Raw genomic sequence first — 19,265 nt, forward strand, 5'->3', positions numbered from 1 at the left:
TGTGTAAGATTGTCTCGCCTTACGATTTTTGAACTTCGGAAATTCAGCACGACCAGAAAAGAAGTTTTTGTACGCCTTCTGCAAATTCAATTGGGCATTCGCTAATGCCAGACTATCTATTTCTTTGAGCCACGCAAACTCTTCCTTGTACTTAGCAGGAGTCGGGAATTTTTGCTTCTTTAGCGTTTCTTTGTCGTCCTTGAATTGTTCATATGTTTCCTTTCGCTCCAAAAGCATTTTGTTGTAGACGAAACGAACACAACCGAAGGTTTTTGCAAGAAGTTGCTCTTGTTCTTGCGTTGGGTACAGACGGAACTTATATGCTTTATTTGCCATATCGAATCACCTCATTTCATACCTTGATTTTCTATATATTTCTTTATCACTTCAATAGGCGAACCGCCTGTTGTAAGTAAGCAAAAACTTAAAGTTTTCTTTTCACTTGTGGAAAATTCTTTTTGATAAGTCGAGAACTTGCACTTTTATAAGCGTTGATGAACTTTGACATTTCAGTATTCGGATGTGCTTTGAACAAAATATGCACATGGTCAATATCGTGATTCCATTCGACTAAGGAAATATTGTAATTTTCACCTAATCGTACAAACATATCTTTCGCGTAGTCAGATATGGCATCGTCAATCACTTTTCTGCGATATTTTACGACCAGAACGAGATGATAATACAACAATAACACTGAATGATTATTATTGTCTAATTCCATTGATATAACAGCCTTTCTTTTATCTAAGACTGATTATATCATAGTACAAAAAAAGAGACAACTTTAGGCTACGCCTAACCGAAATTCATCTCCCACTTTCACTGGTGCTGGCGCACCTTCACGTTTAGAAGTAGGAGACTTCTTTCGGAGGGAAGTTAAATTTAAATCGGCGGTGCAGGTACAAAGTTTAGGTGCACTTGAAAAAACGCTGGGTCTGTCCATCAAAAAGACAAGTAAAGGTAACGCGAAATTAGCATTGCTTAGCTTTACATCTGGTGTAAAGCCTGAAGAGGTAGCACGCCTTTTACGAGCGGCAGGTAAAGTGGAGTATGCAGAGCCCAATTATAAACTATATCTGGCAGCTACAACAAAAAGTGTTAGCGATCCGTATTTCAGCTACTTATGGGGACTAAAGAATACGGGTCAATATGTAAATGGCTACTACGGTACGGCAGGCATGGATATTAAAGCGGAAGCTGCTTGGGAAAAAACAAAAGATTGAGTGGACGGGTAAAGTTGCAAGTGGGGCTCGTAAATCGGCTTCGAATGTAAATATTGATTCGATTACAGTTTATAAATGAGAAGAGCACGGGGCATCCCCGTGCTTTTTCCTATTTTTACATATCTTCTTTTTGTTTTATCAACTTTTGAATTGTATCTTCTAACGTCAACACTTCTCCGGTAAATGGATCTGCGTATCGCGGATATAATAAATAGGCTCCTGCGAACAACTCTTCAATTGCTAGTTTTCTTTTTCTACGGGCTACAGGCTGCCGGTCATCTGTTAATCCCCATCCAGAATAAAACGGAGCCCCTATTGTGGTAACAGATATTCCTCTCATTAACGCTTCAAATCCAGAAAGAGAGGTAATGGTATATACATGATCAATCGTTTGAAAAGAATCATCTAAACTTAACGGCGCTTCCACAACCTTGGCCATCTTACGAATGTCCTCTATGTTAGAACACCCAGGCCTGCGGCCGGTTAGCACGTCCGGATGCGGTTTATAAATAATTTCTCCATCTGGATTTTCATTATACGCTAGTTGTACCAAATCGAAGTTTGTCCACTGCTTTGCGCTTCCTTTTCGTATGGAAGCATCGTCTTCTACTTGGCCTACAACTAAAATACGACGCTTAGTTTTTGGACCATATAACTCTTCGACATTTTGTTTACCCACATGATTGTACTTGCTTAAACCAAGCTGTGTAAGTTGTCTCATGCAAGTTTGCGCTCGGAGTAGAAGTTCGGGATTGCCATGAAAGTTATATGTATTTAATATATGTTCTAAATCACTAGGTCCGGTAGAGTCAAAATACATTCCTGTTTTATCTAAGCACAGTGAAAATGGCGGGGTGTGCATGGCACCTAAGCCAATGGAACGTACAAATCCATCTTCGATTCTGTAAATGGGAATGTTATGTTTTTGAGCATACATCCGTACACTTTCATCTTCATTAAATCCCCATGAGATGAACACTACATCCTTATAACGAGATATTACTTTTGCCAGTAGGAAAGATACATGATTACCAGGGACAAAACAAACTTCGTAATCTGCTAAAAACATGCGCATATAATTTTGCTTCCATGTAGAAACTCCGAAAACAAATGCATTTGCTTTAGGATTCAACTTTATTACGAATGCAATTTGCATAATAGAATCTCTAATTTTTTTTACTTTTACTTTTAATGTTCTATTCCAAAACATACTCAAGTCCTTTAGTTTATATTTTGCTTAGCTTCCTTATTATGCTTTTTATGATCTATAAGATAAGAAATAACATCAAAAATAGTTCCTGGATTACCGTTTACTGGATTTACATAACGAGGATAAAGTAAATATGCAGCAGCAAAAATTTCTTCAACAGTTCTACTTTTATTTCGTCTTTCTATAAGTATTCGATCCTTTGTTGCCCCCCACCCTGCATAAAAAGGCGCGCCAAAACAATGCACTTCCTTACCAAGCATAAGTGCTTCAAATCCAAGTTGAGAAGTAACCACATACACCTTATCTACTTCTTGTATTAAAGAAATAGGATTACAATCTTCATAAATAAATGTAGTATTGGCATCAATATCTATATCAAGGATATTGCCCTGTTTTTTACCTGAGATAACATCTGGATGTGTTTTAATGTAAATATGCGCTTCAGGGTTTTCCTTTCTGGCAGCCAGATACATCTCAACAAAACGCTTTTGATCTGCTAAACCTAATGTAATCGACATATCACCATACGTTTGATCTACTACTAAAACTCTTTTCTTATCTGTATCCTTAAAGATGCTCGTATTAATCATAGGAGCATGGTTATACTTACTCAGATAGTTATCAGTGATAAAATTCATCGCCTTGCGTGCTTGGTCCATAAGCTCCTCACTATTCCACCCCTGACTATTGAGGATATTTTCTAATCGTGAAGGTCTAGTTGCATCGTAATAAATCCCAACATGATCAATACAGATAGACAGTGGTGGAGAGCCATTGACTCCGAGTCCTATCGAACGCAGAAATCCATCTTCTAAACTTAAATATGGAATATTATGTTGTCTACAGAACTCTAGCGCTTTCTTTGTACTTGGCTTCATTCCCCAACCTGCTACATAGCTAAGTTCAGCAGGATTTTCTTTTGGTTTAAAGACTACTTCCCCTTTTAAAAACGATTGAAGATGCGGAATTTCTTGAATACCTTTAGAAAAAATACCAATTTTCCCCTCTTCCCTAGGAACTATTGTGACAAAATTATCTTCTTCTATCTCAGAAGAAGCTCCCCTCATGTGTGATATTACATTGATAGCTTCTTCTAATGTGATGAATTGCTTAGATACGGGGTGCATATATTTAGGATATAACAGATACGCACCTGCAAATACCTCTTCTATGCGTAATGTTCTCTTTCGTCTTTCCGTTTTCTGTCGACTATCAGTTAATCCCCATCCTGCATAAAAAGGTGCGCCAATTGTTGTAACAGGAATGCCTTGTAATAGTGCTTCGAATCCAGCTAATGAAGTAATTGTATATACATGGTCAATGGTTTGAAAAGAGTCATTTAAACTTAATGGCTCTGATATTACTTTTGCAATATGTTTTACATCCTCAGGATTTGATTGCATCGGACGCTTTCCAAACAATACATCAGGATGCGGTTTATAAATAATCTCTGCATCTGGATTTTCCCTAGCTGCTAACATAACAAGTTCATTATTAGTAATTCTTCGCTCACAACCACGTTGTATAGATTGATCGTCCTCTACTTGTCCGATAACAAGTACGCGTCTTTTAGTTTTCGGCCCATATACACTGGCTATATCTTTAGAAGTGACATTATTGTACTTACTAATGTGCATTTGTTTTATCATTTCTATGCATTTTGATGCTCTTTCCATCAGCACTCTATCTGAAGAAAAATCATAAGTATTTAATATGTCTTCTAAATCACTTGGACTAGTTGCATCGTAATACAATGCTTGAGAATCTATACAAATAGAGAGAGGAACACTTTTCTCTGCTCCTAACTGAACAGAGCGTACAAACCCATCCTCAATACGGTAATAGGGTACTTTATTATTTTGAGCATATTCATAAATCTCTTGTTGATCACAGTACCCCCATACCATAATTACTTTATTACGGTAGCGTTTCATATCTTGTATATTCTTTTTGATTGAGCGATTTGGATTAACAAACTTCACATGGTAATCAGTTAAATATTCTTTCATATGAGCGTGCTTCCATTTGCTGAAGCCAACGAGAAATGCTACTGTTTTAGTGGGGAGTCGAAAAAGTCTAATTTTTTGATATAGTTTTAAAAAAGTTTTATAACCCCTATTATATACTCTAAGCAACAATCCGATCGCCATCCTCCATATTTTTCATAAAAACTCTATCCTTGCATTACTTTTATATATAATTGAACTGCTATCTAAAAATAGCAGTTCAATTATATACACACTTTAACTTTACTTGATCTTTGTTTTTCTTTTCCAACGTCTGTAATGTTTCATAAATTTAACAGGGTTGGTAATTAATTTCACAAACTGTCTAGTTAACCATACTCCGTTTGGCTCTTGTTTTTTTTCATTTTTCATTGAACTACTTGATTTTGTAGCATCTTGACTTTTATCAGCTTCCACTTTCCCAGCCTTTTTATCCTCATCGCGTATCTCTAAAAATTTCTTATAACGATCATACAAAGGAGCATCCATATTCACTTTAACTTGGTTCCGCACTGCATACCGTCTTACAGGCTGTTCTGGTACTACAATTTTATAAAAATCCATTCCTCTTGTTGCATTAAATAGGCTACCATCCGGTTGTTTAACAAGCTCTGTTCGTGCCTTGCCAAAAGAATAAAATTCCGTAATCAAATAGTGAATAAACCTATGTACTTTATCGCGATTTACTTCAAACAGGTTATTCAATACTTGTGCAGCCTCTTGAGGAGTACGAACATGTTTATTAATTTCATCAAACCCATAAAAAGCTTGCCCTACATATAAAACTGGCTTATACCACATCATACTTTCTACTCCTACACCAGAATTAATTAGTAATACGGCATCACACGCTTCTATTAGGTCTTTTACATGAATGTCATCATCAACAAACTCAATATCCGCTACAGGTTTATTGGCCTCTAACGGATGCTTTTTGGCAAATATTCTCCATTCAGGACCTAAAATTTTTTTTAGTTGCTCAAGAAAAACTACAAATTCTGCAACCGAGCCGACCGCACCTGAAAAATAACGAATTACTGTATCATTTGGCCTTTGAAACGGTACAAACAACACCTTTTCGTTATACTTTACGTTTAATTTTTGTAACAATTTATTGCCACCAAGACGTTGCCCTTGTCGTTCTAAGCTCGCTTCATTAAAATACTGAGAACGAATATATTCTTGCACTATTTCAGACTCTGACTCAGATAACGGACGATTCCAGTTACTTTCATGATACGAACTACTATCAGCATTGAATCCATTATTATCAAAAAATACAGAATCCATTAATGCTCCACGGTCTTGTACAATAAAAGGTATACCCTCTCGTTTACACACCTGATACAAAGATAACCTCTTAGGATTTCCGTACGGATTTGGCATTAGAACGCGACTAATATTGTTATAATTTAAATATGTTATAAAATCATCTTCTGTTATAAAATCATTTTCTGATTTGTAAGTAATTAACCCAAATTGAGGTAGCGTTTGGTGAATGGACTTATAGAATCCATTACCTTCTATTCCTAAAGCTAATGTTTTACCTGCATACACATCAGGTAACGGAGTTAATACAGTTTTACCTTCATCATATTGTTTCATTTTATCAGTAAGTAGTTTTCTGTTATTTGCTGTACTTGAAACATATGCAGACTTTTTATTATTAGGATGATAGATATGGAATAGATACATACCTTTTATAGCAGCTAAATCTCCATGTAATCTAAATAAACTTCGGAACCCTTTATAATCTGTCGCTCCCCAATTTCTAAAATCAGTATAATATTCTCTTGGACGTTTATAATAGTTACTTATACTACTTAAACGATGGATGAGTTCAAAATCTTCAAATCCATGGCCAAAGAAATCGTTATCATGACCACCTATACTTAAGTAATGAAGTCTATTTATTAATAGTGCTGATGAACCACTAGCTAAATTTACATATAAATCTTTATTTCCTTCATATACTTTTTGAACAAACTTAGACTTACGTAACTTTGGATTGGTATTAATATATTCTTTACTCGCTTCTTCTGTAAGATAAATAGCAGGAATCATAATAAAATCTTCATTGTTATAACATAATTCCCGCGCTTCAATTTCAATTAGCAATTCATCATAAAATCCTTCATAACCCAACAAATCTATATCTTGAAAAAATAAATATTCAGCGTTAGCCCATATTGCTCCCACATCCCTAGCTTTTCCAGCTGAGAACATTTCATATGAAGTATCTAAATATATATAATTTACATCATATTCATTACATATATTTTCTAACTGATTAGCGTATTTTTGTGGACTTCCACTATCCACCATATAGAATTTTATATCCTTCTTATTACTCCATTCAGAAAAAATCCAGTGTGCTCTTTCAAATGCATCAGGCCGATCTTCTGAATAGCGAAATGGGAATATAACACCTAATTTGTAATAGGTTTTATCGAAATTTTCTCCAAGTTTAACACTTTTATTTAAAAAATTCATTCAGCAAACCTCCCTACTCTAGTGACAAGTTACGCAACTTATATTCTAAACAAAATTTAAGACAACATGGTTTGTAGCTGCTTTATAAAAATTTTATATTGGTCTTTTGATATAAACAAAGTTTTGTTAGTTGTTTGTTGCGTTGCCTGCTCAATCAGCGGCAATCCCTTCATATCTTGTCCTTCTTGTCTCGGAATAATATGAACATGCAAATGTCGTACTGCTTCACTAATTGTCACTGTATAAACACGCTCTACGGGAAGCACCTGCTTTAATGCCCCTTCTAAACGTTTTACCAATGGACCAAGCTGTGCAAGCTCTTCGTCTATGAAATCTGACCAGTGTTCTACATGGCGCTTTGGCTCAATATACATATAACCTAGAATTTGTGAAGAAAGTGGCCCGTGTGTAACAAGCCAATTCTCATTCTCATATATCACCTCATTAGGGCGAGAATGTTTTTCGCAAATTGGACATGTTACCACAGAAACCACTCCTTTGTTTATTGTGTAATTTTCACTTTTCCGTTCAAAAATTCAAATAAAACTTCATTATAGTTGTAAGTTTGTTTCAAAATATGCTCAATAATCTCACGGACGGCACCTTCTCCGCCGTTTGCCTTTGCGATAAAATCAACATGCTCTTTTACAAGTTCTACCGCATTGTTCGGTGCTGCAGCAAAGCCGACAATCTGTAAAATAGGCAAATCATTAATATCGTCACCTACATAGCATACTTCTTCTAACGTGACACCATGCTCGGACATAATGTCATATAAAACATCTACTTTCTCATGAATGCCCTGGTATACATGATCAAATTTCAATTCTGCTGCTCGTTTGGTTACAGCTGCAGAGGATCGTCCTGAAATGATAGCGAGCTTGATTCCTACATGACGTGCCAAGCTAATACCCATACCATCTTGCGTGTGAAATGCCTTAATCTCGTTACCATCTGATCCTATATACAACTTTCCATCTGTCAATACACCATCTACATCTAAAACAATCAGTTTAATAGGTTTCATAATATTACAACCCCAAATTCATAAGATCATGAATATGGATCATACCAATCGGATGATCATCTTCGTCAACAACAGGCAATACGTTTACTTTTAATTGATCCATTAATTCAAAAGCTTGCACAGCCAAATTGTCACCTTTTACGGTATGCGGAGTACGATTGCACAAATCATCTACTGTACGATATAAGATATCATCAGAAAGCGCAAATGCTCTGCGAATATCTCCATCTGTTAGAATACCTGCTAACTTTCCTTCTTTATCGACTACGCTAATAGCTCCCATGCCTTGTGCTGTCATAAGAAATAAAGTTTCCTTAATTGAGGCATTCCCATAGATAATAGGGTTTTTTCGTGTTGCTTGAATCACGTCTCTTACTGTTAAAAGAAGCTTGCGTCCTAAGGAACCGCTTGGATGGTACAGAGCAAAATCCTCAGGACGGAAGTTTCTAGCTTGTAGCAAAGCGACTGCGATTGCATCGCCTAAGGCCAAAGTAACTGTTGTGCTTGTTGTTGGTGCTAAGCCCAGTGGACAAGCTTCTTGTACGTTGCCGATACTAAGTACAACATCTGATTTACTTCCTAGTGTAGAATCAGGATTCTTCACAATTGCAATCATTTTCGCACCGATACGTTTAATAGAAGGGATAAGATTTAATACTTCATCCGTTTCACCGCTATTGGAAATAGCAATAACTACGTCTTCTCCAGTAACCATACCTAAATCGCCATGCAGACCCTCAGAAGGATGTAAGAACAAAGAAGGTGTACCTGTACTCGCTAAAGTTGCATTCATTTTACGGCCTATAATCCCAGATTTACCCATACCCGTCACAACCACTCTGCCGCGGCAATCCAGAATCATTTGAATTGCTTCATTAATAGAATCACCGATTATGTTCTTTAAGTCCAAAATCGCTTGTGCTTCTTTTTCTAAAACATCCTTAACATCAGCTGTAAAATCACGTACAGGCACTTTTACTTCTAGCTCTAACATTTACATTCCTCCTAGTTTCATAATGGTTCCTTCCCTAATTACGACTGTAGTCTCTTTATCTTTATATGAATTAACGCTTGTTTTTTACGATTTGATCGATTGCTTGAATTGGCTTCAATACTTCTTCTAGCTCATGAAGTTTTACCATGTTCGGACCGTCAGACATTGCTTCATCTGGGTTAGGGTGAACTTCCATAAAGATTGCATCTACACCAACTGCTGCCGCAGCTTGAGACAAGTATGGTACAAACTCGCGTTTTCCGCCTGTTGTCGTACCGTTTCCGCCTGGGATTTGAACGCTGTGCGTCGCATCAAATACAACCGGTACATCCATTTGACCCATTGTTACTAATGAACGCATATCTACTACTAAGTTATTATAGCCAAATGTAGAACCGCGCTCTGTTAACATGATTTTCTCATTACCAGTTTCACGCAATTTTGTTACAACATTGTTCATGTCCCAAGGAGCAAGGAATTGACCTTTTTTCACGTTTACAATTTTACCTGTTTTAGCCGCAGCAACCAGCAAATCTGTTTGTCTGCATAGAAATGCTGGGATTTGAATGATGTCTAGTACTTCTCCAGCCGCTTCTGCTTGGTAAGACTCATGAATATCAGAAGTAACAGGTAAGCCGTAACGCTCTTTCACTTTTGCAAGAATTTCAAGACCTTTTTCTAGACCAGGTCCGCGGTTAGAAAAGATAGAAGAACGGTTTGCTTTATCAAAAGAAGCTTTAAATACGTAAGGAATACCTAGCTTTGTTGTGATTTCTTTTACTTGCTCTGCAACCTGCATAACAAGCTCTTCACTCTCAATTACACAAGGACCCGCGATTAATACAAATGGGTTATTGCCACCAAACTTAATGTTTTCATTTAATATGATTTCTTTAGACATGTTGTGTTCCTCCTAGAATTCGTTCTACTTTTTGTATGTCCTCCGGCGTATCTACACCGACTGCATCATATGTTGTTTCTATAACTTTAATTGTATAGCCGTTTTCAAGTAAACGCAGCTGCTCTAGCATCTCCAGCTCTTCTAATGGTGATTGTGGCAGCTTTACAAACTCGTTTAATACCGCTTTTGGATAGGCATAAATACCTAGATGCTTATAGTAGGTTGTTTCTTTGTTTGCACGATTATACGGAATTGCGGAGCGCGAAAAATAAAGGGCTTTGTTATCGTATCCTGCCACTACTTTCACCACATTCGGGTTTGCAATATCTGCTTCTGTTTTAATAGCTGTTTTTGCAGTTATAACTGCATCATCACTTTCACGTGCTGTACGTACGAGTGTATCAATTAGCTCATGGTGAATTAGCGGCTCGTCTCCTTGAATATTTACAAAGAAATCCCCTTCAACATGATTGGTTACTTCAGCAATACGATCAGAACCGGTTTCATGATCTTTTTTTGTCATCACCGCTTTTCCACCAAATGCCTCAACCGTCTGAAAAATAGCTTCATGATCAGTTGCTACTACCACATCGTCCAGTTCTTTACTTTTCTTTACATTTTCGTATACATGCTGAATCATAGGCTTGCCCATAATTTGTGCAAGCGGTTTGCCTGGAAATCTAGTTGATCCATATCTCGCCGGTATTACTCCAATAGCCTTCAAAAACATACACCCCTTAACCTAAAAATTATATATATGAATATTCACAATCTCGCAACTATGTCATTTTCTAAGCTATTTTACAATAACTTACAAACTGTTTCCATGTCTATATATTGGTAAAAGGAATAGCGTGACATATAGAGTTTTATACAAAGCAATATTAAACAAAACATGTTATTTTTAAACTAAATTTTACAATTCAATTCCTAGGAGAAGTCATCAAGCGATGTACTACATTTTTTGCCGTATCATCTTCAATAGAGTTAATAGTACCTTCTACTTGATAATGAAAACGCAAATAATATAGAAACTTTTGAATACGCTGTTTATTCACCTTTAGCGTGAGGACATGCTCTAGTGTAGATAGTAACATATGAGGTGGTGTATGTGTTGCCACACCCTCAATGTTATACATAGCATCGCCTAGCGTGATAACGCGCTTATATTGCGCTAACGCTTCAATCCCTACCGTAGAATTAATCGTGACTACAGCCTCAGCCTTAGAAATCAACTTTTTGACGTCGTACTTTTGTACAAAGATAACTTCTTTCTTACTTGCATACTTCATTTTGAGTTCTCGATAATCATTACGCGTCAAGTCTTCAGGGTGTTCCTTTACAACAATACAGAGATGACGGTTATGCTTTTGGTTGAATATTGTTATGGCATCGTACACAACATCGAGCAACTCTTCCATATTTTTAATATAAGGAGAATTGTAAAAGATTTGTGAATCACGCGCTACCTGAAACGGTAAAAATATATATTCTTCAGGTATGGTGATGGCGTTCGACTTCCGGTATTTAAACAATTGCTTATGAAGAAAGTATTTTATGGCCAATTTCCATGTGATATGCACATAGAAGCTTGGATGCAAGCCAACCACACTGCCTAGCATACTAATCGCCTTAACAGCGGCAGTCTTTCCTAAGCTTTCTTTATGATTATTTAAAAACACGGGGTTTTCTGGATGAAACAAGAACTTTTTTAACCGTTCTTTATCTATCTGTAAGTCGTCATAAAAAGAAGCATTGCGTGGAATAGATGCCTGGGCATTTATGCCTGCCGAATCGCATGTAACGGTATAAGGACGAAATAAACCATCCTCGAAATAGTACAATTGGATACCTCTTTGTTCTGCAATATATTTAGTGACCTGATCAATCCAGTGAAAGCCATTAAATAAGCAAATCCTATCTATATCATGCTTCTCGATAAACTGGTCGATAAAGTACATATACCTTTTGTACATAAGAAGTTCTTTCGGGGAGACTTGCTTTTTCATAATCGTTTGTCTGTAGGTAATATTATATATAGGCATGGAAAGAAGTGTCTCATCAGAAATGGGATAGGCTTTCCGAGACACATGAAAAGGAGCAAAAGCTGTTTCAATTGTATTTTTAAACAATAGTTCCCCTAACTCAAATTTAATTTGAAAGCATGTATGCCCCGCTTTCTCTAATTGGTTAGCTATATTAAGAAAGAATCGCTTATTACGATTGCCTCTTAAAAATAAGTATTTTCCCATTGGACCCTCCGACCTTCTAACACATTCATTCTCATCCTACAAACCTTGTTATTGCTGGTAATTCATATGCAAACGAATGTACACTTTTTGTATTATAGCATCAAACGAAGTGTATAGTAAGACAAAACTAACAACTAAGGTATAATACGGTAAATTTTATTGTTATTCTCTCTATAATACTATCACTTCGTTATTATTTCTTCGTAACAAACACAGCTATTACACTGTCCTTTACCCTATCTACTTGTATTGTAATATAATAGCTATCCGTTTCATAAAAATATCCATCTTGCTGTTCGCTAGTGGTTACAGGCTTACCGAGGGTCCCAACTATGTCTTTTGGCTTTATAGACGGATTTTGAAACGCTACTTTTTCAATCTTATTTTCTCTGATTACAAATTGTACGTTATCTGAATTTACATACATGCGTCCCTCTGAGGAAGGTTTTGTTGGCGCTGTTAATACACCTTTATATTGCTTTTTCAGATCATCCCATGTTTTTCCGACGTACGATGTGAACTGCAATACTTTAGCACCAAATTCCGGTTGAAAACGACGATCTAAACTACTTAAACTAGCATCAGATATCGGCTGCTTCATTTCCATTAAAAATTGGGTACTAATCCACCCCTTTTGGCCTGACAACAAGGTCACTTCCGCCCATAGTAAATCTTTCTTTGTATCTTTTTCTTGTTTTTGCACCTCAAACACATCACCAAATCGCACTACACCTAACTTAGTTGCTTCTGCACTTGGCGTTTGTCTGACAAACACTTCTGAACCGGTCACTACAAAACGTTTTATCGTTTCTGTTTGTTTTGGTTCTTCTATTTTCGTAACATCACTAGCTACTTGTTGTTCAGTAATTGGTCCTTGTTTTGATTCTTGTACTGATTGTGGTATTGAATCTCGTTGTTGCCAAAGAAATGCGCCACCTCCGAGCGCTATCAAAACACCAAGGCCTGCCACTCTTGCCTTTTTTTTATTTTTTTTGCGTTGTTTACGCACTGGTTTGTACATCTCATTTTGTTCTTTCGCCTTGTTTTGGTAAAATTCTTTCATTTCTTCTTTTTCAGCAGAAGATAATTTACGATGCTCTTCCACAAATTTTTGATATTGCTGCGCTACTTCATTTAGCTCTCCATAAGCCTGCAACTGTCCGTAATGTAACCAAAGAATTTTTGTGCAAAACTTTTTAATTTGTCCAAGAGAATGACTGACAAAGAAGATTGTTTTTCCGCTTTCTTTAAATTCATTAATCTTATCTAGACATTTATCAGCAAAAGCTTGATCGCCAACAGATAACGCTTCGTCTATTACTAAAATGTCTGGATCAACATTCACCGAAATTGAAAAACCAAGGCGCGCTTTCATTCCGCTTGAGTATGTTTTAACCGGTTGATCAATAAACTTGCCAATTTCCGAAAACTCAATTACTTGCGGTGTAATTGTTTCAATTTGAGACTTGGTAAGTCCCATCATCAATCCTTTTAACTCAATATTCTCTCTCCCCGTCAATTGGGGGTTTAGACCTGATGAGATAGCAATAAGTAAGGATGTTCCGTTAATCTCAATCGTACCTGAATCAGGCATTGTAACACCTGCAATTAAATTAGATAATGTACTTTTGCCTGAACCGTTTAATCCAATAACACCAATAATTTCGCCTTCTTCTACATCAAAAGAAATATCACTTAACGCATAGTGATAGTCACCATCATTTTGACGTAAAAATAAGCTTTTTAGCTTTTCAGAAGACGTGTGATACAGTCTATATTTTTTTGTGACATGTTGAAACCGAACTTTATACATGAATCTTCCCCTTTATAAGTAATCGATGAACTGTTTTCGGAATTTTACATGCAGAGAAGTTCCCACTGCGATTAAAATAGATACAATCCCCCAGAAGTACAAGGTATATGATGAAGTAATAATTGATAAGTCTCTATAAATCAAGGCACCGCGATACACTTCAATTAAATAGTACACCGGATTGGCTTGAATAAGTAATAAGAAAAGCGGTGACAAACTTTCTTTTGGTTCCCACAAAACTGGAGTAAGAAAGAACAACATACGTAAAGAAGATTGGACTAACATGGATACATCTCGCACAATTGTTGCTAAAGTAGAAGTAATAAAGGACAATGCAACGAGAAATGTAATGGTTGCCAATAAACCGTATATAATCCCTATCCAATGCCATGTAGGTAGTCCTAAATTAGCAATTACCACAACAAATAATGCTCCTAGCAAAATGAGATGCGCATATAGTTGAGACAATACTACATACGTAGGAATCACACTTAACGGAAAGTTCATTTTTGATACTACATTCAGTCTGGAATGAATGGAATTCGTTCCTTTACCTATTGCACTATTTATAAAAAACCAAGGGATAAGACCACAAATCATCCATACGAAAAATGGAACACCATTAATAGGAGCTCCCTGTCTAATTCCCATTCCAAATACAATCCAATACACCGCAATCTGTAAAAATGGTGCTAAAAATAACCAGGCATTACCGAGAATATTGGCTGCATACATCCTTTTGGACTCATACAAGGAGATGCGCCAAATTAAATATACATTTTGTATTTGTTCTTGTATTACCATTTTTAAAGCCGTCATATCGCTACCACTTTCACCTTTAATATTTAGAAATCTGACATATAGTATGCAAAGAAAGCTATTCATCTTTATCGTTTACATGACTACAAGTTTATCCCCATTATAGCAAAAACACAAAAGTTAAATCTTCTCAATTCTACAATTTATAAATCTAAAAACCGATACAAACCTAATTTGTATCCTACCAACTTTATATACTCTTCTAGTGTTTGTTTCATATCACCCCACCATTTTCCCTCATACGGTACATATAAGAAATGATAGCTTTTATCATACACCCGCTCAAAAACTAATCGCACACGCTGCATATGGTAATCCGAAGACACTACGATTGCGGTTTGAAACTGCCTTCTCTCTAATAGTTTCTTCGTGTATAAAGCATTGGTGTATGTACTTGTCGCATGTTTCTCTTCTATAATACGCCCTCTTGGTACACCTAGCTTTACAGCTTTCTCAACCGAGAAGCGCTTTGTATCTGATTTTGACAACAGTACATATGGGGCGTAGCCCTGCTCATATAATGCTGCCGCTTTTTCCAGCCGCTTCTGGTCACCACTTAATACAATAATAACATCTGCACGAGCTGGCTTTTCTTGTATGATTAAGAAAGGCTTCTGCACACAAATTAGAAGAAAGATACCTATGGTTGCTAGACCGAAAAAGACCTTTCTCAAAACGTTCCCCCTTTTCACATTAGAAAAGGCACCCCGAAAAGAGTGCCTTCTTTGTGTTACTGCACTGGCAACGCCAAATGCTCTCGTAGCTTTTTAGACAGCTCTTGGCGTGACTGTTCTGGAACAACATAGTACCAGATGTTATTCATCATCTGCCCTTTTCCTTCAATTTGAATTTCTTCGTTACTATTGCGTACTTCGCGATAGTTTTGTTGAATTTCAAACATTTGCTCTTGTGTTAAGCTTGTTTTTACATTCTTTTGAATTGCCGTTAAGATACTGCCATAATTCGCTAGAGAAGAGACATTCGCACCTTTTTTAATAACAGCCTGAATCACTTGGCGCTGTCTCATTTGACGACCAAAATCACCGCGCGGATCTTGCTTTCTCATACGAGAATAAGCAAGTGCCTCGTCGCCATTTAAGTGAATGGGTCCCTTCGCAAATGTATGATTATCTTGTGTAAATGCCAAGTCGTTGTTCACGTCAACGCCGCCCACTGCATTTACGATATCCTTAAAGCCTTCCATGTTCACCTCGATATAGTGATCAATGGGAACATCAAGGAAGTTTTCGACTGTATTAACAGACATTTCAACGCCACCGAATGCGTAAGCATGGTTGATTTTATCTTTAATTCCTTTTCCTACAATTTCTGTGTATGTATCACGCGGAATGCTGACCATTTTCATGGATTTCAGTGTCGGATTCAAGGTGATTAAAATCAGTGAGTCAGAGCGACCGCGCTCATCACCGCGCGGATCAGAACCCATCAATAAGATAGAAATGGGCGCCGCCTGCTTAATGCTTGGCTGCTCCGTACGCTTTGGCGAAGCCTCGCGCTCAAGCGGTTGATGCACACCTTCAAGTGTTTTAGAAACTTTATTATATACATTATACGCGTATGCACCCGCGCCAATCAAAACAACGCCGATAATACCGCCGATCCATAACAGCACTTTCTTTTTCATGCAATCCCTGCTTTCTGTACGAAATATACGTTCATTTTCACAATACTGCCTATTACCATTTTTTCGTAAATCATTTTATAACAATTATGCAGAAAAAGAAATAGCAATATGTACAAGAATATGTCAAAGGGTATGTGAATTTAGGGCTATTAAAAAACTTTGAGAAAAAAGCTGCCGTATTTTGGCAGCTTTCATGTTACAGTAATGCACGGCGCGGCAATTTGTCGATGTTATCTAGCATGATGCCTGTTCCGTTTGCGACGCATTGCATCGGATCTTCTGCGATAAGGACCGGTACTTTCAGTTCTTCTGCAAGCAGCATATCGATACCGTGCAGAAGTGCGCCGCCGCCCGTCAAGATAACGCCGCGGTCGATGATATCGGCCGCAAGCTCAGGAGGGGTGCGCTCTAATACACCTTTAGCAGCTTGTACAATAATATCCGCATTTTCTTTTAATGCTTGTTGAATTTCTTCAGAACGAACCGTAATCGTTCGTGGTAAGCCTGTTACCATGTCGCGGCCACGAATGTCAATTTCTTCGTTGCGGCTACCTGGGAATACAGTACCTACTTTGATTTTGATTTCTTCTGATGTACGCTCCCCGATCAGAAGCTTGTACGTACGTTTAATATAGCTTAAAATCTCGGCGTCAAATTTATCGCCGGCCATTTTAATAGAGGAAGATGTAACAATGTCACCCATAGACAGAACGGCGATGTCAGTTGTACCGCCGCCAATATCTACAACCATGTTACCGCTTGGCTGGAAAATATCCATACCGGCACCGATTGCCGCTACCTTCGGCTCTTCTTCTAGATATACTTTCTTACCGCCGGATTTCTCAGCAGCTTCACGAATTGCTTTTTGCTCAACCGATGTAATGTTTGTCGGGCAGCAAATCAAAATGCGAGGCTTGGACAAAAAGCCTTTTACGTTTAATTTATTAATGAAATGACGCAGCATGGCTTCTGTGATTTCAAAGTCAGCGATTACGCCATCCTTTAACGGACGAATTGCGACAATGTTACCTGGGGTACGACCAACCATGCGACGCGCTTCTTCTCCTACTGCAAGTACTCTTCCTGTATTACGATCAATCGCCACAACGGACGGTTCATTTAGTACGATACCTTTTCCTTTAACATGAATCAAAACGTTTGCGGTACCAAGGTCGATCCCGATATCTCTTGAAAACATTACAATTTGTGCCTCCTTGATTATTGCCCAAAAACGAGCACCGAATTCTTATATACCTAATTTATGATTCTATCACAACTTTTCAGGAAACGTAACAAGCCGTAGCGATTTTTGTCGGAAATTTTATGGAAGGAAGCGCAACGAGGAGGGGAAAGCGCACGCGTAACGGGCAGTAACAATGTCACTGCCCGTAGAGGGTCTTACTGCCTTACTGTTTTTTCAACAACAGTGTCTTCTTTTCTGTACTTTTGCTTTGTGGCTTCGCCGCCGCGGAGGTGACGAATGGATTTGTGGTAATCTAGAATCTCCTTTACCTCGTTGGCCAATTCTGGGTTGATCTCTGGCAGACGCTCTGTCAAATCCTTGTGAACTGTACTTTTTGATACGCCGAATTCTTTCGCAATCACACGAACCGTCTTCTTCGTCTCCACGATATACTTACCAATCTTGATTGTTCTCTCTTTGATGTAATCGTGCACACCACTCGCCTCCCCTAAGATGTAAGAAGAGTGAAATGAGACTCGCTGCGCTTCATCTAGCTGTAAGTTCAAGAGTTGCATGTCGGATTTCGATGTATGCTGATTTATGATAAACTGATCCACGGTTCCTCACCTCAAACACTCTCTTTGTTGGGTTTATACCATTGTATGGAACCCATTACAGATATATGCTACATTCCGTACAAATTTGCGGACTAAGCATAAAAAAAGAAGCAGAAATGTCTGCTTCTTTGTCAAATGTGACTGCGGGCATGGCTGTCCGCAATGGCCTGCCCAATTAATCTGTACGCGTGATCCCGCTTTTCTTCTTCTGTAAACTCAATTGTAACTATCTCTTCATCCTTCATGTGCAGGTGTAGCTTATACAAAGGCTGTTCCATAAAAGTACGCCGGTAGGCACCGAACGCCATGGTGATACCCACAATAGCAATCACAAGCCAGATAACATTGTTCGGTTGCTGTCTTTGATAGTGGTCCGCAAGCCAGATAATGATTAAAGCCGCCCCAAATCCTAGGTATGCCGCAAGAGGGCGTGCCGGCTTATAACTGTCTTCTTTTACACTGTAAATATACTTTGTAATGTATAACGCATGCTTGTATTCAATACGAGAGCTGCTGATGAATAGATCCGGAAATTCTCCATTATCATAGCGCGTTTCCATGTAATACCACCTTTAGTTTTCATTGAATAGATCTGCTAGCATTTTCTCTCGATGTGAGAGAAAGTATTTTGTAATTTGATAGTGCGATGTCATCTCATACTCAATTGGACTCATGCCATTCTCATCAAATTGCAAAATCGTTGCATCAGGGAAGCCAAGTAAAATAGGTGAATGCGTAGCTATGATAAACTGCACATCCCCATTTTTTGTAAATTCGTGCATAATTCGTAAAAAGGTGAGCTGCCGTGCTGGTGAAAGCGCGGCCTCAGGCTCGTCGAGTAAGTAGATTGCTTTTTTATTAAATCTATGGAGAAATAGTGATAAAAATGCTTCGCCATGCGATTGGTCGTGCAGGGATTGTCCACCGTATGCGGCATATTTACCGGGATGCTCCAAATGGTCAAGATGCGTGGCGAAATGATAGAAGGTTTCCGCGCGTGTAAATAATCGTACATACATCCGTTCGCTCATTTTCATACCCCATTTTATTCCATTATAAAAGAAAATCATACCGTTTAA

The 19,265-nt window shown here is 37.8% G+C and carries 17 protein-coding genes and 3 pseudogenes; 1 reads left to right on the forward strand and 19 read right to left on the reverse strand.

The annotated features are described in order from the left end of the window. Together EEJ45_RS06760 and tnpA are read right to left on the reverse strand one after the other, a co-directional pair. On the reverse strand, positions 1–336 hold a 336-nt coding region (locus EEJ45_RS06760; RefSeq protein WP_164464215.1), incomplete at its 3' end, for a helix-turn-helix domain-containing protein. A gap of 11 nt (positions 337–347) precedes the next feature. Continuing rightward, positions 348–724, reverse strand: a pseudogene (gene tnpA / locus EEJ45_RS06765) (IS200/IS605 family transposase). Between the two features lie 166 nt (positions 725–890). Here tnpA and EEJ45_RS06770 point away from each other — a divergent pair. Continuing rightward, positions 891–1,226, forward strand: a pseudogene (locus EEJ45_RS06770) (S8 family serine peptidase); the annotation flags it as partial. A 115-nt stretch (positions 1,227–1,341) separates the two neighbouring features. On the opposite strand, the gene EEJ45_RS06775 reads toward EEJ45_RS06770, so the two are convergent. The 17 genes and pseudogenes from EEJ45_RS06775 to EEJ45_RS06855 all read right to left on the reverse strand — a co-directional run. Further along, positions 1,342–2,436, reverse strand: a complete 1,095-nt coding sequence (locus tag EEJ45_RS06775; protein ID WP_124564050.1) for a capsular polysaccharide export protein, LipB/KpsS family — start codon at positions 2,434–2,436, stop codon at positions 1,342–1,344. A gap of 11 nt (positions 2,437–2,447) precedes the next feature. Beyond that, entirely contained in the window at positions 2,448–4,445 is a 1,998-nt protein-coding gene (locus tag EEJ45_RS06780) for a capsular polysaccharide export protein, LipB/KpsS family (protein ID WP_245999845.1), read from the reverse strand. A 240-nt stretch (positions 4,446–4,685) separates the two neighbouring features. Continuing rightward, positions 4,686–6,935, reverse strand: a complete 2,250-nt coding sequence (locus EEJ45_RS06785) for a capsular polysaccharide export protein, LipB/KpsS family (RefSeq protein ID WP_124564052.1) — start codon at positions 6,933–6,935, stop codon at positions 4,686–4,688. Between the two features lie 56 nt (positions 6,936–6,991). Further along, on the reverse strand, positions 6,992–7,420 hold the full coding sequence (locus EEJ45_RS06790; protein WP_124564053.1) for an HIT family protein: 429 nt from the start codon (positions 7,418–7,420) through the stop codon (positions 6,992–6,994). Between the two features lie 17 nt (positions 7,421–7,437). Then, positions 7,438–7,962 (reverse strand): KdsC family phosphatase, encoded by a 525-nt coding sequence (locus tag EEJ45_RS06795; protein WP_124564054.1) that lies wholly within the window; start codon positions 7,960–7,962, stop codon positions 7,438–7,440. Positions 7,963–7,966: 4 nt separating this feature from the next. Next, positions 7,967–8,956 (reverse strand): KpsF/GutQ family sugar-phosphate isomerase, encoded by a 990-nt coding sequence (locus tag EEJ45_RS06800; RefSeq protein ID WP_124564055.1) that lies wholly within the window; start codon positions 8,954–8,956, stop codon positions 7,967–7,969. A gap of 70 nt (positions 8,957–9,026) precedes the next feature. Beyond that, positions 9,027–9,857, reverse strand: a complete 831-nt coding sequence (kdsA, locus tag EEJ45_RS06805; RefSeq protein ID WP_124564056.1) for a 3-deoxy-8-phosphooctulonate synthase — start codon at positions 9,855–9,857, stop codon at positions 9,027–9,029. Continuing rightward, positions 9,850–10,581: a 3-deoxy-manno-octulosonate cytidylyltransferase gene (gene kdsB / locus EEJ45_RS06810; protein WP_124564057.1), complete on the reverse strand. Its 732-nt coding sequence runs from the start codon at positions 10,579–10,581 to the stop codon at positions 9,850–9,852. Before kdsB ends, kdsA begins: the two co-directional genes overlap by 8 nt. Positions 10,582–10,780: 199 nt before the next feature. After that, positions 10,781–12,109: a capsular polysaccharide export protein, LipB/KpsS family gene (locus EEJ45_RS06815; RefSeq protein ID WP_124564058.1), complete on the reverse strand. Its 1,329-nt coding sequence runs from the start codon at positions 12,107–12,109 to the stop codon at positions 10,781–10,783. A 193-nt stretch (positions 12,110–12,302) separates the two neighbouring features. Beyond that, positions 12,303–13,922, reverse strand: coding sequence for a teichoic acids export ABC transporter ATP-binding subunit TagH (tagH, locus tag EEJ45_RS06820; RefSeq protein WP_124564059.1), 1,620 nt, complete (start codon positions 13,920–13,922; stop codon positions 12,303–12,305). A gap of 12 nt (positions 13,923–13,934) precedes the next feature. Then, the gene (locus tag EEJ45_RS06825; RefSeq protein WP_124564060.1) at positions 13,935–14,741 is read right to left on the reverse strand and encodes an ABC transporter permease; all 807 of its coding nucleotides are present in this window, start codon (positions 14,739–14,741) and stop codon (positions 13,935–13,937) included. A gap of 143 nt (positions 14,742–14,884) precedes the next feature. Further along, positions 14,885–15,415 (reverse strand): YdcF family protein, encoded by a 531-nt coding sequence (locus EEJ45_RS06830; protein WP_164464216.1) that lies wholly within the window; start codon positions 15,413–15,415, stop codon positions 14,885–14,887. Positions 15,416–15,471: 56 nt separating this feature from the next. Further along, positions 15,472–16,386, reverse strand: a complete 915-nt coding sequence (gene tagU / locus EEJ45_RS06835; RefSeq protein WP_124564062.1) for a polyisoprenyl-teichoic acid--peptidoglycan teichoic acid transferase TagU — start codon at positions 16,384–16,386, stop codon at positions 15,472–15,474. 196 nt (positions 16,387–16,582) lie between these two features. Continuing rightward, complete coding sequence (gene mreB / locus EEJ45_RS06840; protein WP_124564063.1) at positions 16,583–17,584, reverse strand: rod shape-determining protein; 1,002 nt, start codon at positions 17,582–17,584, stop codon at positions 16,583–16,585. 200 nt (positions 17,585–17,784) lie between these two features. Then, entirely contained in the window at positions 17,785–18,063 is a 279-nt protein-coding gene (gene spoIIID / locus EEJ45_RS06845; protein ID WP_124564221.1) for a sporulation transcriptional regulator SpoIIID, read from the reverse strand. A gap of 254 nt (positions 18,064–18,317) precedes the next feature. Beyond that, a complete protein-coding gene (locus EEJ45_RS06850) occupies positions 18,318–18,746 on the reverse strand; it encodes a hypothetical protein (protein ID WP_124564064.1) in 429 nt (142 codons plus the stop codon). A gap of 12 nt (positions 18,747–18,758) precedes the next feature. Then, positions 18,759–19,190: pseudogene (locus tag EEJ45_RS06855) on the reverse strand (AAA family ATPase); the annotation flags it as partial. Positions 19,191–19,265: the final 75 nt, after the last annotated feature.

This window comes from Ectobacillus antri (genome assembly GCF_003852715.1).
Lineage (GTDB): Bacteria > Bacillota > Bacilli > Bacillales > Bacillaceae_G > Ectobacillus > Ectobacillus antri.